The 14,343-nt window shown below is 66.0% G+C and carries 17 protein-coding genes and 1 pseudogene; 7 read left to right on the top strand and 11 right to left on the bottom strand.

Annotated elements, in window-relative coordinates:
• Positions 1 to 111: 111 nt before the first annotated feature.
• The 6 genes and pseudogenes from ABD161_RS15965 to ABD161_RS07360 all read right to left on the bottom strand — a co-directional run.
• Positions 112 to 714: an IS3 family transposase gene (locus ABD161_RS15965; protein WP_425560824.1), complete on the bottom strand. Its 603-nt coding sequence runs from the start codon at positions 712 to 714 to the stop codon at positions 112 to 114.
• An 8-nt stretch (positions 715 to 722) separates the two neighbouring features.
• Positions 723 to 1,007, bottom strand: a complete 285-nt coding sequence (locus tag ABD161_RS07380; RefSeq protein ID WP_344001118.1) for a transposase — start codon at positions 1,005 to 1,007, stop codon at positions 723 to 725.
• A 31-nt stretch (positions 1,008 to 1,038) separates the two neighbouring features.
• Positions 1,039 to 1,263 carry a hypothetical protein gene (locus tag ABD161_RS07375; RefSeq protein WP_344001116.1) on the bottom strand — a complete coding sequence of 75 codons (225 nt, stop codon included), beginning with the start codon at positions 1,261 to 1,263 and terminating at the stop codon, positions 1,039 to 1,041.
• 170 nt (positions 1,264 to 1,433) lie between these two features.
• The gene (locus ABD161_RS07370; RefSeq protein WP_344001114.1) at positions 1,434 to 2,333 is read right to left on the bottom strand and encodes a hypothetical protein; all 900 of its coding nucleotides are present in this window, start codon (positions 2,331 to 2,333) and stop codon (positions 1,434 to 1,436) included.
• A gap of 26 nt (positions 2,334 to 2,359) precedes the next feature.
• Entirely contained in the window at positions 2,360 to 3,139 is a 780-nt protein-coding gene (locus ABD161_RS07365) for a DinB/UmuC family translesion DNA polymerase (RefSeq protein ID WP_344001122.1), read from the bottom strand.
• 51 nt (positions 3,140 to 3,190) lie between these two features.
• A pseudogene (locus tag ABD161_RS07360) lies at positions 3,191 to 3,388 on the bottom strand (Y-family DNA polymerase); the annotation flags it as partial.
• Positions 3,389 to 3,498: 110 nt separating this feature from the next.
• Between ABD161_RS07360 and cmtR the strand changes: the two are divergent.
• From cmtR to ABD161_RS07335, 5 genes are read left to right on the top strand one after another with little or no spacing between them, the layout of a single operon-like run.
• Positions 3,499 to 3,858 (top strand): Cd(II)/Pb(II)-sensing metalloregulatory transcriptional regulator CmtR, encoded by a 360-nt coding sequence (gene cmtR, locus ABD161_RS07355; protein ID WP_344001112.1) that lies wholly within the window; start codon positions 3,499 to 3,501, stop codon positions 3,856 to 3,858.
• Positions 3,855 to 5,771, top strand: coding sequence for a heavy metal translocating P-type ATPase (locus ABD161_RS07350; protein WP_425560823.1), 1,917 nt, complete (start codon positions 3,855 to 3,857; stop codon positions 5,769 to 5,771). The genes cmtR and ABD161_RS07350 overlap by 4 nt, the downstream gene beginning before the upstream one ends.
• Entirely contained in the window at positions 5,771 to 6,379 is a 609-nt protein-coding gene (locus ABD161_RS07345) for a cadmium resistance transporter (RefSeq protein WP_036297875.1), read from the top strand. The genes ABD161_RS07350 and ABD161_RS07345 overlap by 1 nt, the downstream gene beginning before the upstream one ends.
• Positions 6,376 to 6,906 carry a signal peptidase II gene (locus ABD161_RS07340; RefSeq protein ID WP_036297873.1) on the top strand — a complete coding sequence of 177 codons (531 nt, stop codon included), beginning with the start codon at positions 6,376 to 6,378 and terminating at the stop codon, positions 6,904 to 6,906. The genes ABD161_RS07345 and ABD161_RS07340 overlap by 4 nt, the downstream gene beginning before the upstream one ends.
• Positions 6,907 to 6,917: 11 nt before the next feature.
• Positions 6,918 to 7,235 carry a thioredoxin family protein gene (locus tag ABD161_RS07335; RefSeq protein ID WP_344001108.1) on the top strand — a complete coding sequence of 106 codons (318 nt, stop codon included), beginning with the start codon at positions 6,918 to 6,920 and terminating at the stop codon, positions 7,233 to 7,235.
• On the opposite strand, the gene ABD161_RS07330 is transcribed toward ABD161_RS07335, so the two are convergent.
• From ABD161_RS07330 to ABD161_RS07320, 3 genes are read right to left on the bottom strand one after another with little or no spacing between them, the layout of a single operon-like run.
• Complete coding sequence (locus ABD161_RS07330; protein ID WP_344001106.1) at positions 7,236 to 9,185, bottom strand: hypothetical protein; 1,950 nt, start codon at positions 9,183 to 9,185, stop codon at positions 7,236 to 7,238.
• 5 nt (positions 9,186 to 9,190) lie between these two features.
• Complete coding sequence (locus tag ABD161_RS07325) at positions 9,191 to 9,523, bottom strand: helix-turn-helix domain-containing protein (protein ID WP_344001104.1); 333 nt, start codon at positions 9,521 to 9,523, stop codon at positions 9,191 to 9,193.
• On the bottom strand, positions 9,513 to 10,568 hold the full coding sequence (locus ABD161_RS07320; protein WP_344001120.1) for a tyrosine-type recombinase/integrase: 1,056 nt from the start codon (positions 10,566 to 10,568) through the stop codon (positions 9,513 to 9,515). Before ABD161_RS07320 ends, ABD161_RS07325 begins: the two co-directional genes overlap by 11 nt.
• Positions 10,569 to 10,764: 196 nt before the next feature.
• On the opposite strand from ABD161_RS07320, the gene ABD161_RS07315 reads away from it, so the two are divergent.
• Together ABD161_RS07315 and ABD161_RS07310 are read left to right on the top strand one after the other, a co-directional pair.
• The gene (locus ABD161_RS07315; protein WP_344001102.1) at positions 10,765 to 11,502 is read left to right on the top strand and encodes a hypothetical protein; all 738 of its coding nucleotides are present in this window, start codon (positions 10,765 to 10,767) and stop codon (positions 11,500 to 11,502) included.
• A gap of 8 nt (positions 11,503 to 11,510) precedes the next feature.
• Positions 11,511 to 12,332, top strand: coding sequence for a hypothetical protein (locus ABD161_RS07310; RefSeq protein WP_344001100.1), 822 nt, complete (start codon positions 11,511 to 11,513; stop codon positions 12,330 to 12,332).
• A gap of 28 nt (positions 12,333 to 12,360) precedes the next feature.
• Here ABD161_RS07310 and ABD161_RS07305 read toward each other — a convergent pair whose 3' ends face one another.
• Entirely contained in the window at positions 12,361 to 13,086 is a 726-nt protein-coding gene (locus tag ABD161_RS07305) for an HIRAN domain-containing protein (RefSeq protein WP_344001098.1), read from the bottom strand.
• Entirely contained in the window at positions 13,067 to 13,978 is a 912-nt protein-coding gene (locus ABD161_RS07300) for a HipA domain-containing protein (RefSeq protein ID WP_344001096.1), read from the bottom strand. Before ABD161_RS07300 ends, ABD161_RS07305 begins: the two co-directional genes overlap by 20 nt.
• Between the last annotated feature and the right edge of the window lie 365 nt (positions 13,979 to 14,343).

Below are 14,343 nucleotides of genomic sequence, written 5' to 3'. Positions count from 1 at the left end.
CGGCCGCGTCTCCGCGAGCATCCGCAACGCCCGCTCACGCATCTCCGGCGAGTACTTCCTGTTCATCGTGTTCCATCCTTACTTGAAGAACGGAACGAAAGTCAGGCCGATTCAGCCGAAGAGCCATGAGGTGTATTGAGCGCCTCGGTCCGCGTGAACCACGGTCCCGGGTTCGGGTCGGCGTCGCCAGCGGGCCATCTCGAGCGCGTCGACGACGATCTCCGCAGTGATCCGGTCGCTAATCGACCAGCCCACGATCCGCCGCGAGTACGCGTCGATCACAGCGGCGCAGTAGACCCATCCGTCCCTCGCACGGTGCTGCGTGATGTCGCAGAACCACAGTCGATTCGGCGCATCGGCGCGGAACTGCCGTTTCACGAGGTCCTCGTGGGTTGCGGTGTCAGGCTTCCACCCGCGTCGCTTCCGGCGGTGCGAGACGCCCACGAGCCCGTCGATTCGCATCAGCCGGGCGACGCGTTTCCGGCCAACGTGAACGCCGAGCCCGAGCCGCAGCTCGGCAAGCACACGCGGCGCCCCATACGTCTCCCTCGAGTCAGCGTGGATCCGACGGATCGTGGTCGTCAGCTCCGCATCCGAGACCGCACGCCGCGATGGTGGCCGGCCGAGCCGCTCGTAGAAGCCGGACTTTGAGACGTTCAGGAACCGGCAGGCCACCGCGACGGGAATACCGTCGGCGGCGAGCTCCTGGACCAGCCGGAACCCTATTTTGGGAGCACGTTCTCCCTGGCGAAGTAGGCGCTGGCGCGCTTGAGGATCTCGATCTCCATCTCCAGCACCCGGTTCCGGCGGCGCAACTCGACGAGCTCCTTGTGCTCATCGGTGGTGACCCCGGCCTTGCGGCCGGAATCGACCGCGTCACGGTTCATCCAGTTCCGCAGGCACGACTCACTGATCCCGAGATCACGCGCGGTCTGAGCAACGGGATTGCCCTGCGTGACGAGGTCGAGGGCTCGACGCCGGAACTCCGGCGGGTGGGCAGCAGGCATCTCACGGACTCCTTCCGAGACGATCATCGCCTCAAAGCTGGTGTCCGGAAAAGCGGGTCAGGCTCCGACGTTCGTTGTTGCTTAGCAGGGTCGCGAAGATCGCAAGAAGAACGGCGGCAAGGGCAGCGACGACCTTCGGCCAGATCTTTTGGTCGAGGAGGGCCGCTACCCCGGCGCCCAAGGGCACCAGGATCGTCAGGACCACATTGACGGGGCGCAGCCACCGGGTGTGGTCTTTGACAGGCTTCGTCGTCACGGCGTCAGCCTATTGGTAGCGACGGGCGCCTCAGAGGGCAGGTTCCGCGTTCTCACTTCGGATAGCGCAGCTATGCGATGCTCTTCACTTGTCACCGGCCGGTCGGCATCGACGGGCAGGTCTTCGCGGTCGCGCATCGCGGGCAGCGCGCGAGGCTGGCGGCCACGCTCTCATTGTGACCGCGCCGTGCTGCTCCGCACCGCCTCAGCGTGCAGCCCTTTTCGCGCCGCAAGGAGCTCCACGGACGCCGCGAAGAGCTCGTGCGCGGTCGTTAGGAAATCCAGCGTCTCTCGAAAAGACGCAAAGGTCGCCACTCGCACGCTGCCGTCCCCGAAGTCGTGGACGGCGTGCTGTGAGTATTGCGTAGCTCGTGCGGCGGAGGGATGTGCCATCGCACTGAGTGTGAGCCAGGAGATTTTCGCTGTGCGCACGGACGTCAGCGAACCGTCATCGGCTAGTTCAGCGAGAGCACGGAAGCCCGGCTTCTTCGGAAGTGGCTGCCCCGGGCCTGGACCACACCTGTCCGCGATCTCACGCTGAGCCTTCCTCATGTTCGCGAAGGACTGCTCGCGGGAATTTTTTAGGTCCTGTATCCGCCTCATCGACTCTCGGCGCTCGGCTTCAGTGGGGAGGGCGCTCGTTCGCTGCAGCAACCGTTCGAGCTGTGCCTCGAAGAGGGTGGACTCATGCCCCTCGTCCTCCGCGTGGCACGCCAATGCGCGCCCGATCCGTTCCTCCGACCGGTCCGGTCGCAGCACCCAGGTCGCCTGCACGGCTCCTTCGATAGCCGACCGGATCAGGGCGTAGTGCGCCACCACCGGCGGATGCGGCTCGCCCCCGACGAGAACCACATCGCGCGTAGCCCGTAGAGAGTCGTAAGCGAGCTGCAGAGCCGCGAGCACGACGTCACGCACCCTGTATGGGAACGAACGATCGTCGTCTATGCGCAGGTCCGACTCTTGGGCCGCAGGTGCATCGAGGACGGCTTGAAAGCGAGACTCGAGGGCTGGGAACTCTTCGGTGAGCAACGCTCGAATTCCATCGCGGCCACGGCGCTCATCGTCATCCACATCGGCGAGCGTACTGCCCGCTCTCATCACGCCCGGACGGTGACCAGCTCTGACCAGTGCGTCGTCGCGCGCAGGGTGAGCCTCTCGCGCTTCATCTGCCAGGACGGGCCGGGCTTCACCCCGCCCCAGCCGAGGCCGAGCGCGTCCTTGCCAGCCTTCTTCTGAACGTCGGCGACGATCTGCGCGATGCCCCGGTCCTCGTGCGGCTGCCGGAACGGCTCCAGCGGCAGGTGGATGCCGGCGGGCAGCAGGTCGGTGAGCAGGATCCCGGCGCGCGCGTACCGGATGCCGTCCTCGATCTGCGGCAGCAGCCGGTGCGCCGCGCGGGTCAGCTCGACCGGGTCCGCGGTCGGGAACGGCAGGCGGATCGCGACGGACGGGTAGTGCTTCTGCTCGTTCCAGTGGCTGGTGCCGGCGAACGCCTGTAGCTGCTTCGCGACCTGCTGGTGCTTCACCAGGCGGGTCGCGGCCTGCTGGGCGTAGATCGACAGCGCCTGCCGGATCCCGTTGACCGTGGTGACCTTCTCTGAGAACGACCGGCTGACGATCAGCTGGTCCTTCTTCCCGGTGCGGTCCTCCTCGGGCCCGATCGCGGGCACCCCGCGCAGCTCGAGCGCGGTGCGCATCACCACGACGTTGAACCACTTCCGGATCTGCGCCGGGTCCGCGTTCGCGAGATCCCACACCGACTCGATCCCGTACCCGGCCAGGCGCCGCTCGAGGCGACTCGCGATACCCCACACCTCCGACACGGGGAGGGACCGCATGAGCTTCTCCCGCCACTCGGGCCGCGTCGCAGGCCACACGCACACCCCGTCGAAGACGTCGAGCTTCTTCGCCGTCCGGTTCGCCAGCTTCGCCAGAGTCCGGTTCGGCGCGATCCCGACACAGACGGGCACGCCGACGAGGCGTCGCAGCTCGCTGCGGATCGTGCGGCCGAGCTCGGTCATCGCCTCCGGGTCGCGCGCGGCGCGGCGGTCGACGGTCAGGAACGCCTCGTCGATGGAGTAGACGTCGAGGTCGTGGGTGAACCGCTCGAGCACCGTTACTGGTAGCGCCGATTGTTGTCTAGTCGCGAATTGATCAGTTACCGACTGATCTTCTGGATGGCGGCGGAGTGCTGATGCAGTCGTGTTTGATCAGCTCATACTGTATAGTTCAGTGCATGCTGACCATTGCTCCACGCCTCGATGTCATGAACCGGCTCGGCCGGGCCATGGCCGACCCGACGCGTTCCCGGATCCTCATGTCCCTGCTCGGAGGACCGAGCTACCCGGCTGTGCTCTCACGCGAGCTGGAGTTGACGCGTTCGAACGTGTCGAACCATCTGACCTGTTTGCGTGACTGCGGGATCGTGGTCGCGGAACCCGAGGGTCGGCAGACCCGCTACGAGATCGCCGACCCGCACCTCGCGGCGGCGCTCGTCGCCTTGGTGGACGTGACGCTGGCTGTCGACGAGCACGCGCCGTGCGTGGACTCGTCGTGCACGGTGCCGGGCTGCTGCGGTACAGGGGCGGACGCGTGAGCGCGGCGTGTAGCTGCGAGCACGAGCCTGCCACTGCGGCGGAGGATGAGACCGAAGAGGTGGAGCGGCCCTGGTGGAGGGACCGTGGGATCATGGTGCCGGTCTTCTCCGGTGTCGCGTTCCTGGCTGGTCTGATCCTTGAATGGTCCGGGCTCGAGATCCCGGCGCTCGTACTGTTCTGGATCGGCCTGCTGCTGGGCGCGTCGACGTTCACTCCGGGCGCGATTCGGAAGCTGTTCAAGGGCAAGCTCGGGATCGGGCTGCTGATGACGATCAGCGCGATCGGCGCGGTCATCCTCGGCTACGTCGAGGAAGCCGCGGCGCTGGCGTTCCTGTACTCGATCGCCGAGGCGCTTGAGGACAAGGCGATGGACCGTGCCCGCGGCGGCCTGCGGGCGCTGCTGAAGCTCGTGCCGGAGACGGCGACCGTGCTGCAGAGCGGCGTCTCCGCGCAGGTGCCGGCGAGGGAGTTGACGGTCGGCCAGGTCATGGTGGTCCGCCCGGGCGAACGGATCGCAACCGACGGGATCGTCCGCTCTGGCCGCTCCAGCCTGGACACCTCGGCGATCACCGGGGAGTCGATCCCCGTCGAGGTCGAGCCCGGGGACGCGGTGTCGGCCGGCGCGATTAACAGCGCCGGCGTGCTGGAGGTCGAGGCGACCGCGGCCGGTACCGATAACTCGCTTACGACGATCGTGGAGTTGGTCGAGAAAGCGCAGACGGAGAAGGGCGAGCGTGCGCGTCTCGCGGACCGGATCGCCCGCCCGCTCGTACCCGGTGTGCTGATCCTCGCAGCGCTCGTCGCGATCATTGGGTCACTGCTGGGCGACCCGGAGGTATGGATCACTCGTGCGCTCGTCGTGCTGGTAGCGGCCTCTCCGTGCGCGCTGGCGATCTCGGTGCCGTTGACGGTCGTTGCCGCGATCGGCGCGGCGAGCAAGTTCGGCGTGATCATCAAGTCCGGCGCGGTCTTCGAGCGCTTCGGCACGGTCCGGCACGTCGCGGTCGACAAGACCGGCACCCTGACCCGTAACGAGCCCGCGGTCACCGCGGTCCTCACTGCGAACGGCATTGCCGAGGAGCAGGCGCTGGCTTGGGCGGCGGCTCTGGAGCAGCACAGCACGCATCCCCTTGCGGCGGCGATCACCGCTGCAGCCCCGGGTGTTCCCGTGGCCGCGGATGTGACCGAGCAGGCCGGGCACGGCATCGACGGCACCGTCGATGGCGCTCGTATCACGGTCGGCAGCCCCCGCTGGCTCGACGCCGGCGAGCTCGGCGACCGGGTTGCAGGGCTTGAGGAGCAGGGCATGACTGTCGTGATCGTGCACCGCGACGAGGCACCGGTCGCGGCGATCGGCGTCCGCGACGAGCTGCGTCCGGAAGTCCCCGAGGTCGTCCGGACACTCACCGGCCAGGGCGTCGGGGTGACGATGCTCACCGGGGACAACGCCCGCACCGCTCGTGCACTGGCTGCGCAGGCCGGGATCGACGACGTGCGCGCGGAGCTGCGCCCTGAGGACAAGGCGACCGCGATCGGCGAGTTGTCGAAGGCGGGATCGGTCGCGATGATCGGTGACGGCATCAACGACGCCCCGGCCCTGGCGTCCGCGGACATCGGCATCGCGATGGGAGCGACCGGCTCCGATGCGGCGATCGAGTCTGCGGACGTGGCCTTCACGGGTCATGATCTGCGGCTCATCCCGCGGGCGTTCGATCACGCGCGGCGGGGCCGGCGGATCATCAACCAGAACATCATCCTGTCCCTGCTGATCATCACCGCACTGCTCCCGCTCGCGCTCTTCGGGGTCCTGGGGCTCGCGGCTGTCGTCCTGGTCCACGAGGTCGCGGAGGTCATCGTGATCCTCAACGGCCTGCGCGCCGCACGCACCCGCACACCACGAATGGAAAGCTGATGCTCGCAACCATCGGGTCGGCGATCGGCCTGTTCGCGGCGACCAACATCGACGACATCGTCGTGCTCACCGTGCTGTTCCTCGCCTCCAGCCGGGGAAAGCCGCGACCGTGGCAGATCGTCGCAGGCCAGTACCTCGGGTTCATCACACTCGTCGTGATCAGCGTGATCGCCGCGCTCGGTCTCACGATCGTCCCGGACGAATGGGTCGGCTTCCTGGGTCTGATCCCGCTCGGCATCGGCATCTGGACGCTCATTCGCGGCCTGCGCCGTAACGGCGACGACGATGATGACGACTCCAAGATCACCGCGGTCGGACTATGGGGGGTCGCCGGGATCACGATCGCCAACGGGGCCGACAACATCTCCCTCTACACGCCGATCTTCCGCACCAGCTCGCCCGGCGACGTCGCGGTCATGATCGTCGTGTTCCTGATCCTCGTCGCCGTCTGGTGCGCGGCAGGGCGACTGATCGGCACCCACAAGGCCGTCACCGAAACGCTCGAACGTGTCGAGCACTGGCTCGTCCCCGTCGTGTTCATCGGCCTGGGCCTGTTCATCCTCATTGAATCCGGCGTTATCGTCCGTCTCTTCGAGGCCCTCGCATGACCCCGGACACGAATACCGACGTTGAGTCGGCATCGGCGTCGGGAGAGCGTCCGCAGAGAGGACGCTGGCGGCTCACGGCCTGGGCGCTTCTGATCGCCGTGGTCGTCGTCGTGATCGATCAGGGAACGAAAGTGTGGGCCGAGGCCACCCTGTCGGAGCACGAGCGCATCCCGCTGATCGGCGACCTGTTGGGCCTGCAGCTCGCGTACAACCCCGGCGCGGCGTTCTCCTTCGGGGAGAGCTTCACCTGGGTGTTCGCTCTCATCGCCGTCGCGGCCACGGCCACCGCGATCGTGTTCGCGTTCCGGGTCCGACGCCCCGGGTGGGCGATCGTGATCGGTGCGCTCGGCGGGGCCGCTGCTTCGCACGCCGGCGACCGGCTTTTCCGCCAACCAGGATTCGCCCGGGGGCACGTCGTCGACTTCCTCGCCTACGGCAACTGGTTCATCGGGAACCTCGCCGACATCGTGATCGTCACCGCTACGATTGCCGGAGCGCTCCTGATGCTCCGCGGCACCGAGAACTGAGAGGGCCAACCATGGAGATCACCCTGCAGTACTTCGACGGCTGCCCGAACTGGGAAGTACTCGACCGCCGGCTTGCTGAGCTGCTCGACGGTCGATCAGATATCCGCGTCACACGACAGTTGGTCGAGACCGTCGAGGACGCCGAGCGCCTCGGATTCCACGGGTCACCGACCGTCCTCGTCGACGGCGTCGATCCCTTCGCCGACGAGCACACGCCGGTCGGGCTCGCCTGCCGGGTGTTCCGTACCCCTGCCGGGCTGGGAGGCTCTCCGACCGTCGAGCAACTGCGCGAAGCGATTTCCGGCCCGGCTCTGACGGGTGATGCTTGATCAGGGGTGGGTGGAGCGGAGAGCCGGGTAATCGGACCACTCGCCACCGGCGAGACGCGACCATGAGGCAGCGGATGCCGTCGTGATGCCGAGGAGATCCGAGACGATCCGGGGATGCAGTTGCCGGGTGAGCTCGATGAGTGCTGTCGTGCGGGCGCTCCCGGCAAGCAGGCCTTCGGCGCGAAGGCGACGGCTGAGCGGCCCCGGGGTGAGGTGACGGCCCGGGTTCCGGCCGGGGAACAACCACCCTTCAGGATGGCCCTTTGTGGCATCGACGAGCTCGACGATGGCGTCGCCGAGGATCTCGGGGACCTCGATCGGCTCGGCCCCGACGGTGAGCGTCACGGGCCGCGAGCTCGTGTCGACCTGTGCCCGGGTGATCGTGACGATGCGCGTCAGCTGGATCCCGTAGAGCAGCACGAGGAGACCCGCGGCCCGGGTCTTCGGGTCCATGTCGGCATCGGACAGGAACCTGCGGGCCATCTGCCATCGGTGATCAGAGGCGTAGTCTCGCCCCTCGAGGCGATGGGCTCGAAACTCGACCCGAAGGGTGCTCAGCCGGTGTTTTCGCAGCCAGCGAGTGAACGGTGCCAGCGCGTCGCGTTGGCTAGGCGAATCGGTCAGATACGCGTCGAGTAGGCGCTGCGGGAACGTCGCCAGTGTCTCCTGCTGCGCCCGGATCTCCCCGAGGAACGCGGCGCAGTACTTCAGTGCAGCCCTCTGCCTCTGGAAGCCGGAAGCAGGGCTGGACGCGCTGCGCAGTGTCCGAGTGGATCGGAGGAGCTCCCAGGCGCAGTAGCGGCGCAGGATCAGCCGGTCCTCGGGATGGTCGATGCCACCGAGCCAGTCGTTGAGCCAGTGGTCGAAGCGCGTGCCCTCGACGTCGAGCTCCGGCAGCACGCCGGAACGGACCAGCAGTGAGAGGAGGAACGCGACCGACTGTCCCGACCGGGCTCGGGTGATGATCGCCTCGGCGGTGAGCGGCAGGGTCCCGTCCGCGAGCTCGCGGAGCACCATCGCGCACTTGCTCTTGTGCAGCCAGCGTTCGAGCGACGCCGCTTTGCCATGGTGCGTGAGCAGATAGTCAGCAAGCGGGTGGAGATCCTCACGGATCTCTCCCGCATCGTCGGCGAGCAGCTGTTGGATCGCGACGGGCCGGCGGCACTCGACGCAGAGGTGATGTTTGCGGATTTCCTCGATCGAGCCGCATCCAGGGCAGGCCATCGTGATCGGAGTGCCCGCGCAGTCGGCGCAGACCTTCTGGCCATTCATGAACCCGGTGAGGAACACCCTGCGCCCGCACTCGGGGCAGGGCTGTGGTCTGCGCATCGCGTAGTAGCAGCGCGCGCATACCCGTCGCCCGTCGAGGTGGGAGGCGACGCGGCCGGGTTCTCCGCAGAGACCGCAGGTCTTGATCGGTGCGGTGTAGCAGGCCAGGCAGACCAGTTCCGGACGGCGGACAACGATGGTTGCGTGCTGACCGCATCGCGAGCAGTCGCCGAACGATCGAGTGTCGGCTCGCCAGCAGTCACGGCAGAAGCGCTGTCCGTCGATCGTGCGCTGCACGGGCCGCACCCGGCCACAGGAAGCGCAGGAGACGGAGCGGGCGTTCCGCTCGCATCGGGAGCAGTGCCGACCACCGCCCGGCGTCTTGTGGGGCATCCTCACCGCGCGTCCGCAGGACTCGCACGTCGGCAGCACAACCCGGTCCGATCCTTCATCGACCAGTGCATGGGCCAGATTCTGGACGGTCACCGGCACATTCGCATGCCGTCCCTCAAGGACGCCGGGCTGCTTGATCAGCGCGAGCTCAAGAAGCCGCTGCGTCAGCGGTACCGGTGTGACCGAATGCACGATCTCAGCGAGAAGCTCGGGCGAGATCTCGGGAACAAGAGGGCCGACGAGATCGACGATTTCCGCGACTCGTGGCTCTTGCGGAGGCTTCGCCACCGCGGCTACTTCGTACGCGGACGACGGATCGCCGCGCGGACAGGACGGAGATCACCGATCGACCCACGCGTCTCCTCACCCACGGCCACCGGGACCGAGGCCTCCCGGCGAGTGATCGTCACCAGGTCGTCGAGCGAGCACTCCAGCGCATCACACAGCGCCGCCAACACGTCGAGACGCACCCGCTGCGGCGGCTGCGTCACCAGCCGATACACCTGCTCCCGAGACAGGTCGATGCCGCGCTCCTCAAGCAGAGGCTTCAGCTTGGATGTCTGGAAGATCCCGCGCGACGCCATTACACTGCGCAGATTCCATCCGGTGTCGAGCTCAACGGTCATCAGCTTCTCCTTCGATGAGGGCCTTCAGCGCTTCCGCGAGCACCCGGTTCTTGTAGTCCGAGCTGACGGAGGCGTAGATCGAGGTCGTCGACGCGTGCATGTGCCCGACTTGCTCCTGGACGAATCGATCGGCATAGCCGAACTCCAGCAGGTGCGTGACATAGGAGTGCCGGAGGCTGTGCAGCGTCAGATCCTTCGACAAGCCTGCATCGTCCCGCAGCTCCGCGAACCTCCGGTCGAGATACCCGGCGGACAAACGCGTGTGCCGCTCGGTCACCCAGAGCGCGTCCAGGTCGCCGCCGGGAGCGAAGCGCCCTCGGGCCTGTTCGAGCCACTGCTGCATGCCCGGCACCCACCAATCGAACTCCGGCACCAGCAGCACCGTGCGACGTCGCGGCGCGCCGCCGCCCGCCGCCTTCGCCCACCGCACATGGATCGCGCCATAGCGCCCCCACTGGCGCATCTTCGCGTTGTGGTGCAAATCGACCGTGTCGAGCATCACCGCCTCAGTGCGGCGCAGACCGAACGCGTAGACCGTCTTCAGCAACTGGGCATCCCGCAACGCGCCGAGCGCACCCTTTCTCCCGGAGCTCACGAGCAGCTCGACGCGGGCGTCGGCCGTGTCAAACAGGCGCTCAATCTCGTCGTACGTGAACGGGCGACGCTTCCCATCGCCTTCGAACTCGAACCGGTGCGCCACCGTGTTCCACGGCAGGCACACCTGCGAGGGGACCTCCCCAAACTCGCGATCGCAGATCTCCATCCAGTCGTACAACGGGTTCGTGAGGTAGTCACAGAACCCACGGATAGAACCATGATTGGCGCGCATCGTCGACAGCGTCCGAGTGCGACCGCCAGACTCAGCAGTGAAGTCATCCACATCCGCGACCGTCCACCTCCACGGTGGCTTGTCCACGAAATCACGGAACCGGTTCACTGTCGCCGTCCGATTCCGGATCGTCTGCTCACGGAGCCCGCGCGACAACTGCTGGTTTCGCCAGCCCTCGATCATCGCGGTGAAGACCTGCTCCTCCGGGTTCGCCAACGCCACGTTCGAAGCTGACGTGATCAGCCGAAGCGCCGCCGGAGAACTCCCAAAATCTTGCATTAGATGCAACAAAGTATGGGATGGTGCATCACCATGTCAACTCAGATCTCAGCACCCGCGAGATTACGCTGCTATGGTCAGAGCGGCTCCGCACCAACCTGGGCGAATAGACGTCGCTTGCAAGCATGAACAGTTGCATTCACTGCAACATGCGACGGTTCGCTGGTACGCACACGTATTCCGCGCCATCCCGGCCGCGGCCGACGAGACCGATCTCGTTTGGGAGCGTCTGGCGCCGAAGACCCGTGCGCTCGTCCACGCGCACATGACGAACGTGCGCGTGGACGACCCGAACGTCACCGTGGTCATCGCCGATGCTGAGACCATCCGCAAGATGGTCGACTCCGGGCAGCTGCCGCCAGTGCCAGAGGAGTACGAGGAGAAGTCGGCCGAGGAGATCGTCGACAGCATCGCAGCACGCGTGAAGAAGCGACTCGAAGGTGGCGGCGAGCACGTCGCCATCTACCAGTCGATCGCAGAGCGGCTCGAGCGGCTTCGGGCCGCCGAAATTGAGCGCGCCGAAGACTCCATCGCCTGGCTGACCAAGCTGTTCGACGTGGCAACCGATCTGACGGCCGTGGAGCGTGCGGAGGAGACCGGAGAACCCGTCGACCTTGCGGATCCGCGAATCGGGATGCTGACCCGCATCTTCGAGGAGAACACCCCGGCGGGCGCCACCGTCCTCATCGCGGATGTGGTGGCGGAGGTTGACGAGCTTGTGAGGCAGGCAACCTTCGACGGTTGGGCTAGCCGCGAGGACAGCCAGCGCGCCGTCAAGCGCGAACTGCGCGGGCTGTTCGGACGAAAGAAGCTGCCGCGCACCGGTGAGCCGTTCGACTCAGCCTGGGCCTACATAATCAGCCACTACTGAGATTGAGTATGTTCAGCGTCGTGTTATCCGAGGAACGCCGCGGGGAGCCGCGGCTGATCCTCGCAGATTTCGAGGCCGAGCTGGGATCGATCGAGGCAGAGTACCGGCTCACAATCAGGAGCTTCGAGGCAGCATTCAACCAGTCTCTCGAGCGCGCGGAGCTGTCGTTCAACCCCGAGCACCATGACTGGGGCGACGTGTACTACGAAGTCCAGAAGGAAATCGGCTTTGCCATCGACGACGCAGTGGCGCACGCCGGGATGTCCGCGCTGTCGCGGTCGATGTTCCTAGCCGAAGTGACCATGGCGCGCATGGCGGCGACCGTCTTCACTGATCCCACAGCCATCGTGTACGACGGCGACAGACTCTGGACTCGCAAACTCGAAGGCGCCTTCTACTACAAGCGCTTTCTGCGCGAGCCGCTACGGACGCGCGACGCCGTGTTCGAAGCCGTGCGGGAGCTCCGGGATCTGTATGCGCACGGATATGGCAGACCAGTCACGCTCGCACGCCTGGATTACCTAGGAATGCGCCTGCACCAGGCCGGAGTCGCCGGCGAGATTACGGAGGAAGAGCAGCAACTCGGCTACGAGGGAGAGGCCTTCTTCTTCGGCCCACACGGCACTTACTCGGCCAGCGAGCGCGCCGTCACGACGCCATGGGGGCTACCTCCGTCGCCGCACGTCAGCCCGCTCGGGGTTCACCGTCTCCTGCGGGGAATCAGGCAGCACGTCACTAGGGCAGCCCGGGCCGTTGAGTCCGGTGTGATTGACGACTCTGTGATCGGAGAGACCAGGTTCGCGCGCCTAGTTTGGGGAGACTACAAGTAGCTACGACGAGGCGCTGATAGCGCTGGACTCAGCGTCGGGACGCCTCAAGGCGACAGAGGATGCGAACGTGAGCCGGGGCATCGTGATTCACCCGCTCAGCCACTGCGATGATCGACCAGCCGTCTTTGATGCGCGTATGGACGTCCGCGCAGAGCCAGTCTGGAACGTAGCCGAATCGAAGGCCGTCGACGGTGCTAACGAGGACCGCCTTCGGATTGACCTCGTTGTCTTCTTCGAGCTCGAGTCGGAGCGATGCGCCGTTCCGCAGGGTCGCCACAGCTTGGTCCGCACCTGCGAAGTACCGAATGCCAGAAACGAAGAACCGGCTGACCAAACGATTCGAGTGAGTGACCGGTAGCTCGACTACGTGAAACGTGTCCGTTGCTCGGCCGCCGCCAGTGCGAGCCAGAACCTCGAATGGCACATCCTCCGGATTGAGACCTTCGATGCCCAGCCAGCTGAGGTACCGATCGTAGTTGGGACGATCAACGGAAAGGACCCGATTCGCGAAGAAGGCCGGCACTTCGTCCGAGAGGTAAGCGGTGTCGCGGTCGGGGTACTCAAGAAGTGGAACGAACTCCGAGTCGCTCCACGCTCCTGACAGGTACTGGAAGGCGAAGCGACCACCGGGGAGGGCGTCCAGTTGCCCGACCTTCACGAAAAGCCTGGACGCCGGGTTCTGCCAGATCAGGATGAGGGTCTTGCGGCTCGCGGTGAGGTCTAACTGATCGCGGTCAAGAGCTTGAGTAGCCATCCAGTAACCTCCTCCGATTGGTTATCAACAGCCGAACCACGAATGTATGGGCAACCTCAGACATTATGGCGCGGGGGACCTGCGCGACGACTGATTCGACATCATCCTCCGAGACGGCGTCAAGCCGTTCGGCCCAGAATCGTCGTGTTGCGGGTGACGCGAGGTCCAACGCGCGCCAAGCAAGTTCGGTGAGCTTGGGTCGTCCGAAGAAGTGCCGGCTGGTTCCGCGCTCGGCCCATCTCTGGAGATGCGCTTCGTCGAGCAACATGCGGGCACGTCGATCATCTCGTTCCTGGAAGCCGAGCGCGTTGCCGTGGTCGAACGAGGGCGCCAGTCGACGTTCGCCACCGCGAAGGACGACCGCCCAGTTTTCATGATGGCGGTCACGCCCCGCGACCCACGCATCCATGAAGACGTACCCAGCCCAGACATCGAACGCGCTGAAGTGCGATGGCCAATCGCCATCCGCGGGTGGCGCGACCTCGGATAGAGCATCGCGAACTGCAAGCGGGGTGTAGCCCGGGTTCTCGCCTTGCACCGACTGGTCGTAGCCGGGGAACCGAGCGGATAGGACGCTGTTGCCATGATCGAGGTACTCAAGGCGGTCGTGAAGCACGGACCTCGAGACTATGGCGCGACGCCCTTCGAGTGATGCCGGGCGCACAGTAGCACTGGGCACGCCGAGGTGCTCAGCCAGCTGATGGACTGTCCACTCGGCCCAGTCCTCTCCGCTAACGGTCCCGTCCCGTTCGTCGACCCGAGCCAGTTTGAGCAGCCATGGTCGCTCGCCGTACTGCGGAAGCTCAACCCACCACTTCTCCTTCGAACCCATCGGCTCGTCGGCCTCGGCGGCACCGCGCACAAAGTGAACAGACTCCCAGGCGGTTGGCACGAAGCCGACGTTACTCGCGCCTCATACGGGTAAGCCCTCGACTCGGCGAGGTCCCCTACCAGCACTTGCACTCGGCGGCCGCACGTCACGTGAAACTGCGCAACTCTTCGAGGTTGTACCCCTTCGACCCGCCTCGCGAACTCGAGGACATGCGAGCAGCATGGTCTGGGCGGGACGTAGTTCGACCGGTCCGAGGCGGCGTCCCAGCCCGCGCTTCGCTATCCAGTTGAGCCCGTCGGCTCCATATTGGTCTCCGCGCTTGGCGGCGACGCTTGCTTTATGCAGCCAGCGACCGAGTCGGGTTGCGTCCAATAGCGTGGTGTACGGATCGGGTGACCGTGTCGCTGCGGACGTAGCGACGGTCA

This window comes from Microbacterium paludicola (assembly GCF_039529675.1).
In the GTDB taxonomy this organism is placed as follows: domain Bacteria; phylum Actinomycetota; class Actinomycetes; order Actinomycetales; family Microbacteriaceae; genus Microbacterium; species Microbacterium paludicola.
The sequence above is the reverse complement of the archived record's forward strand: the minus strand, read 5'-3'. Positions and strand labels throughout refer to the sequence as shown.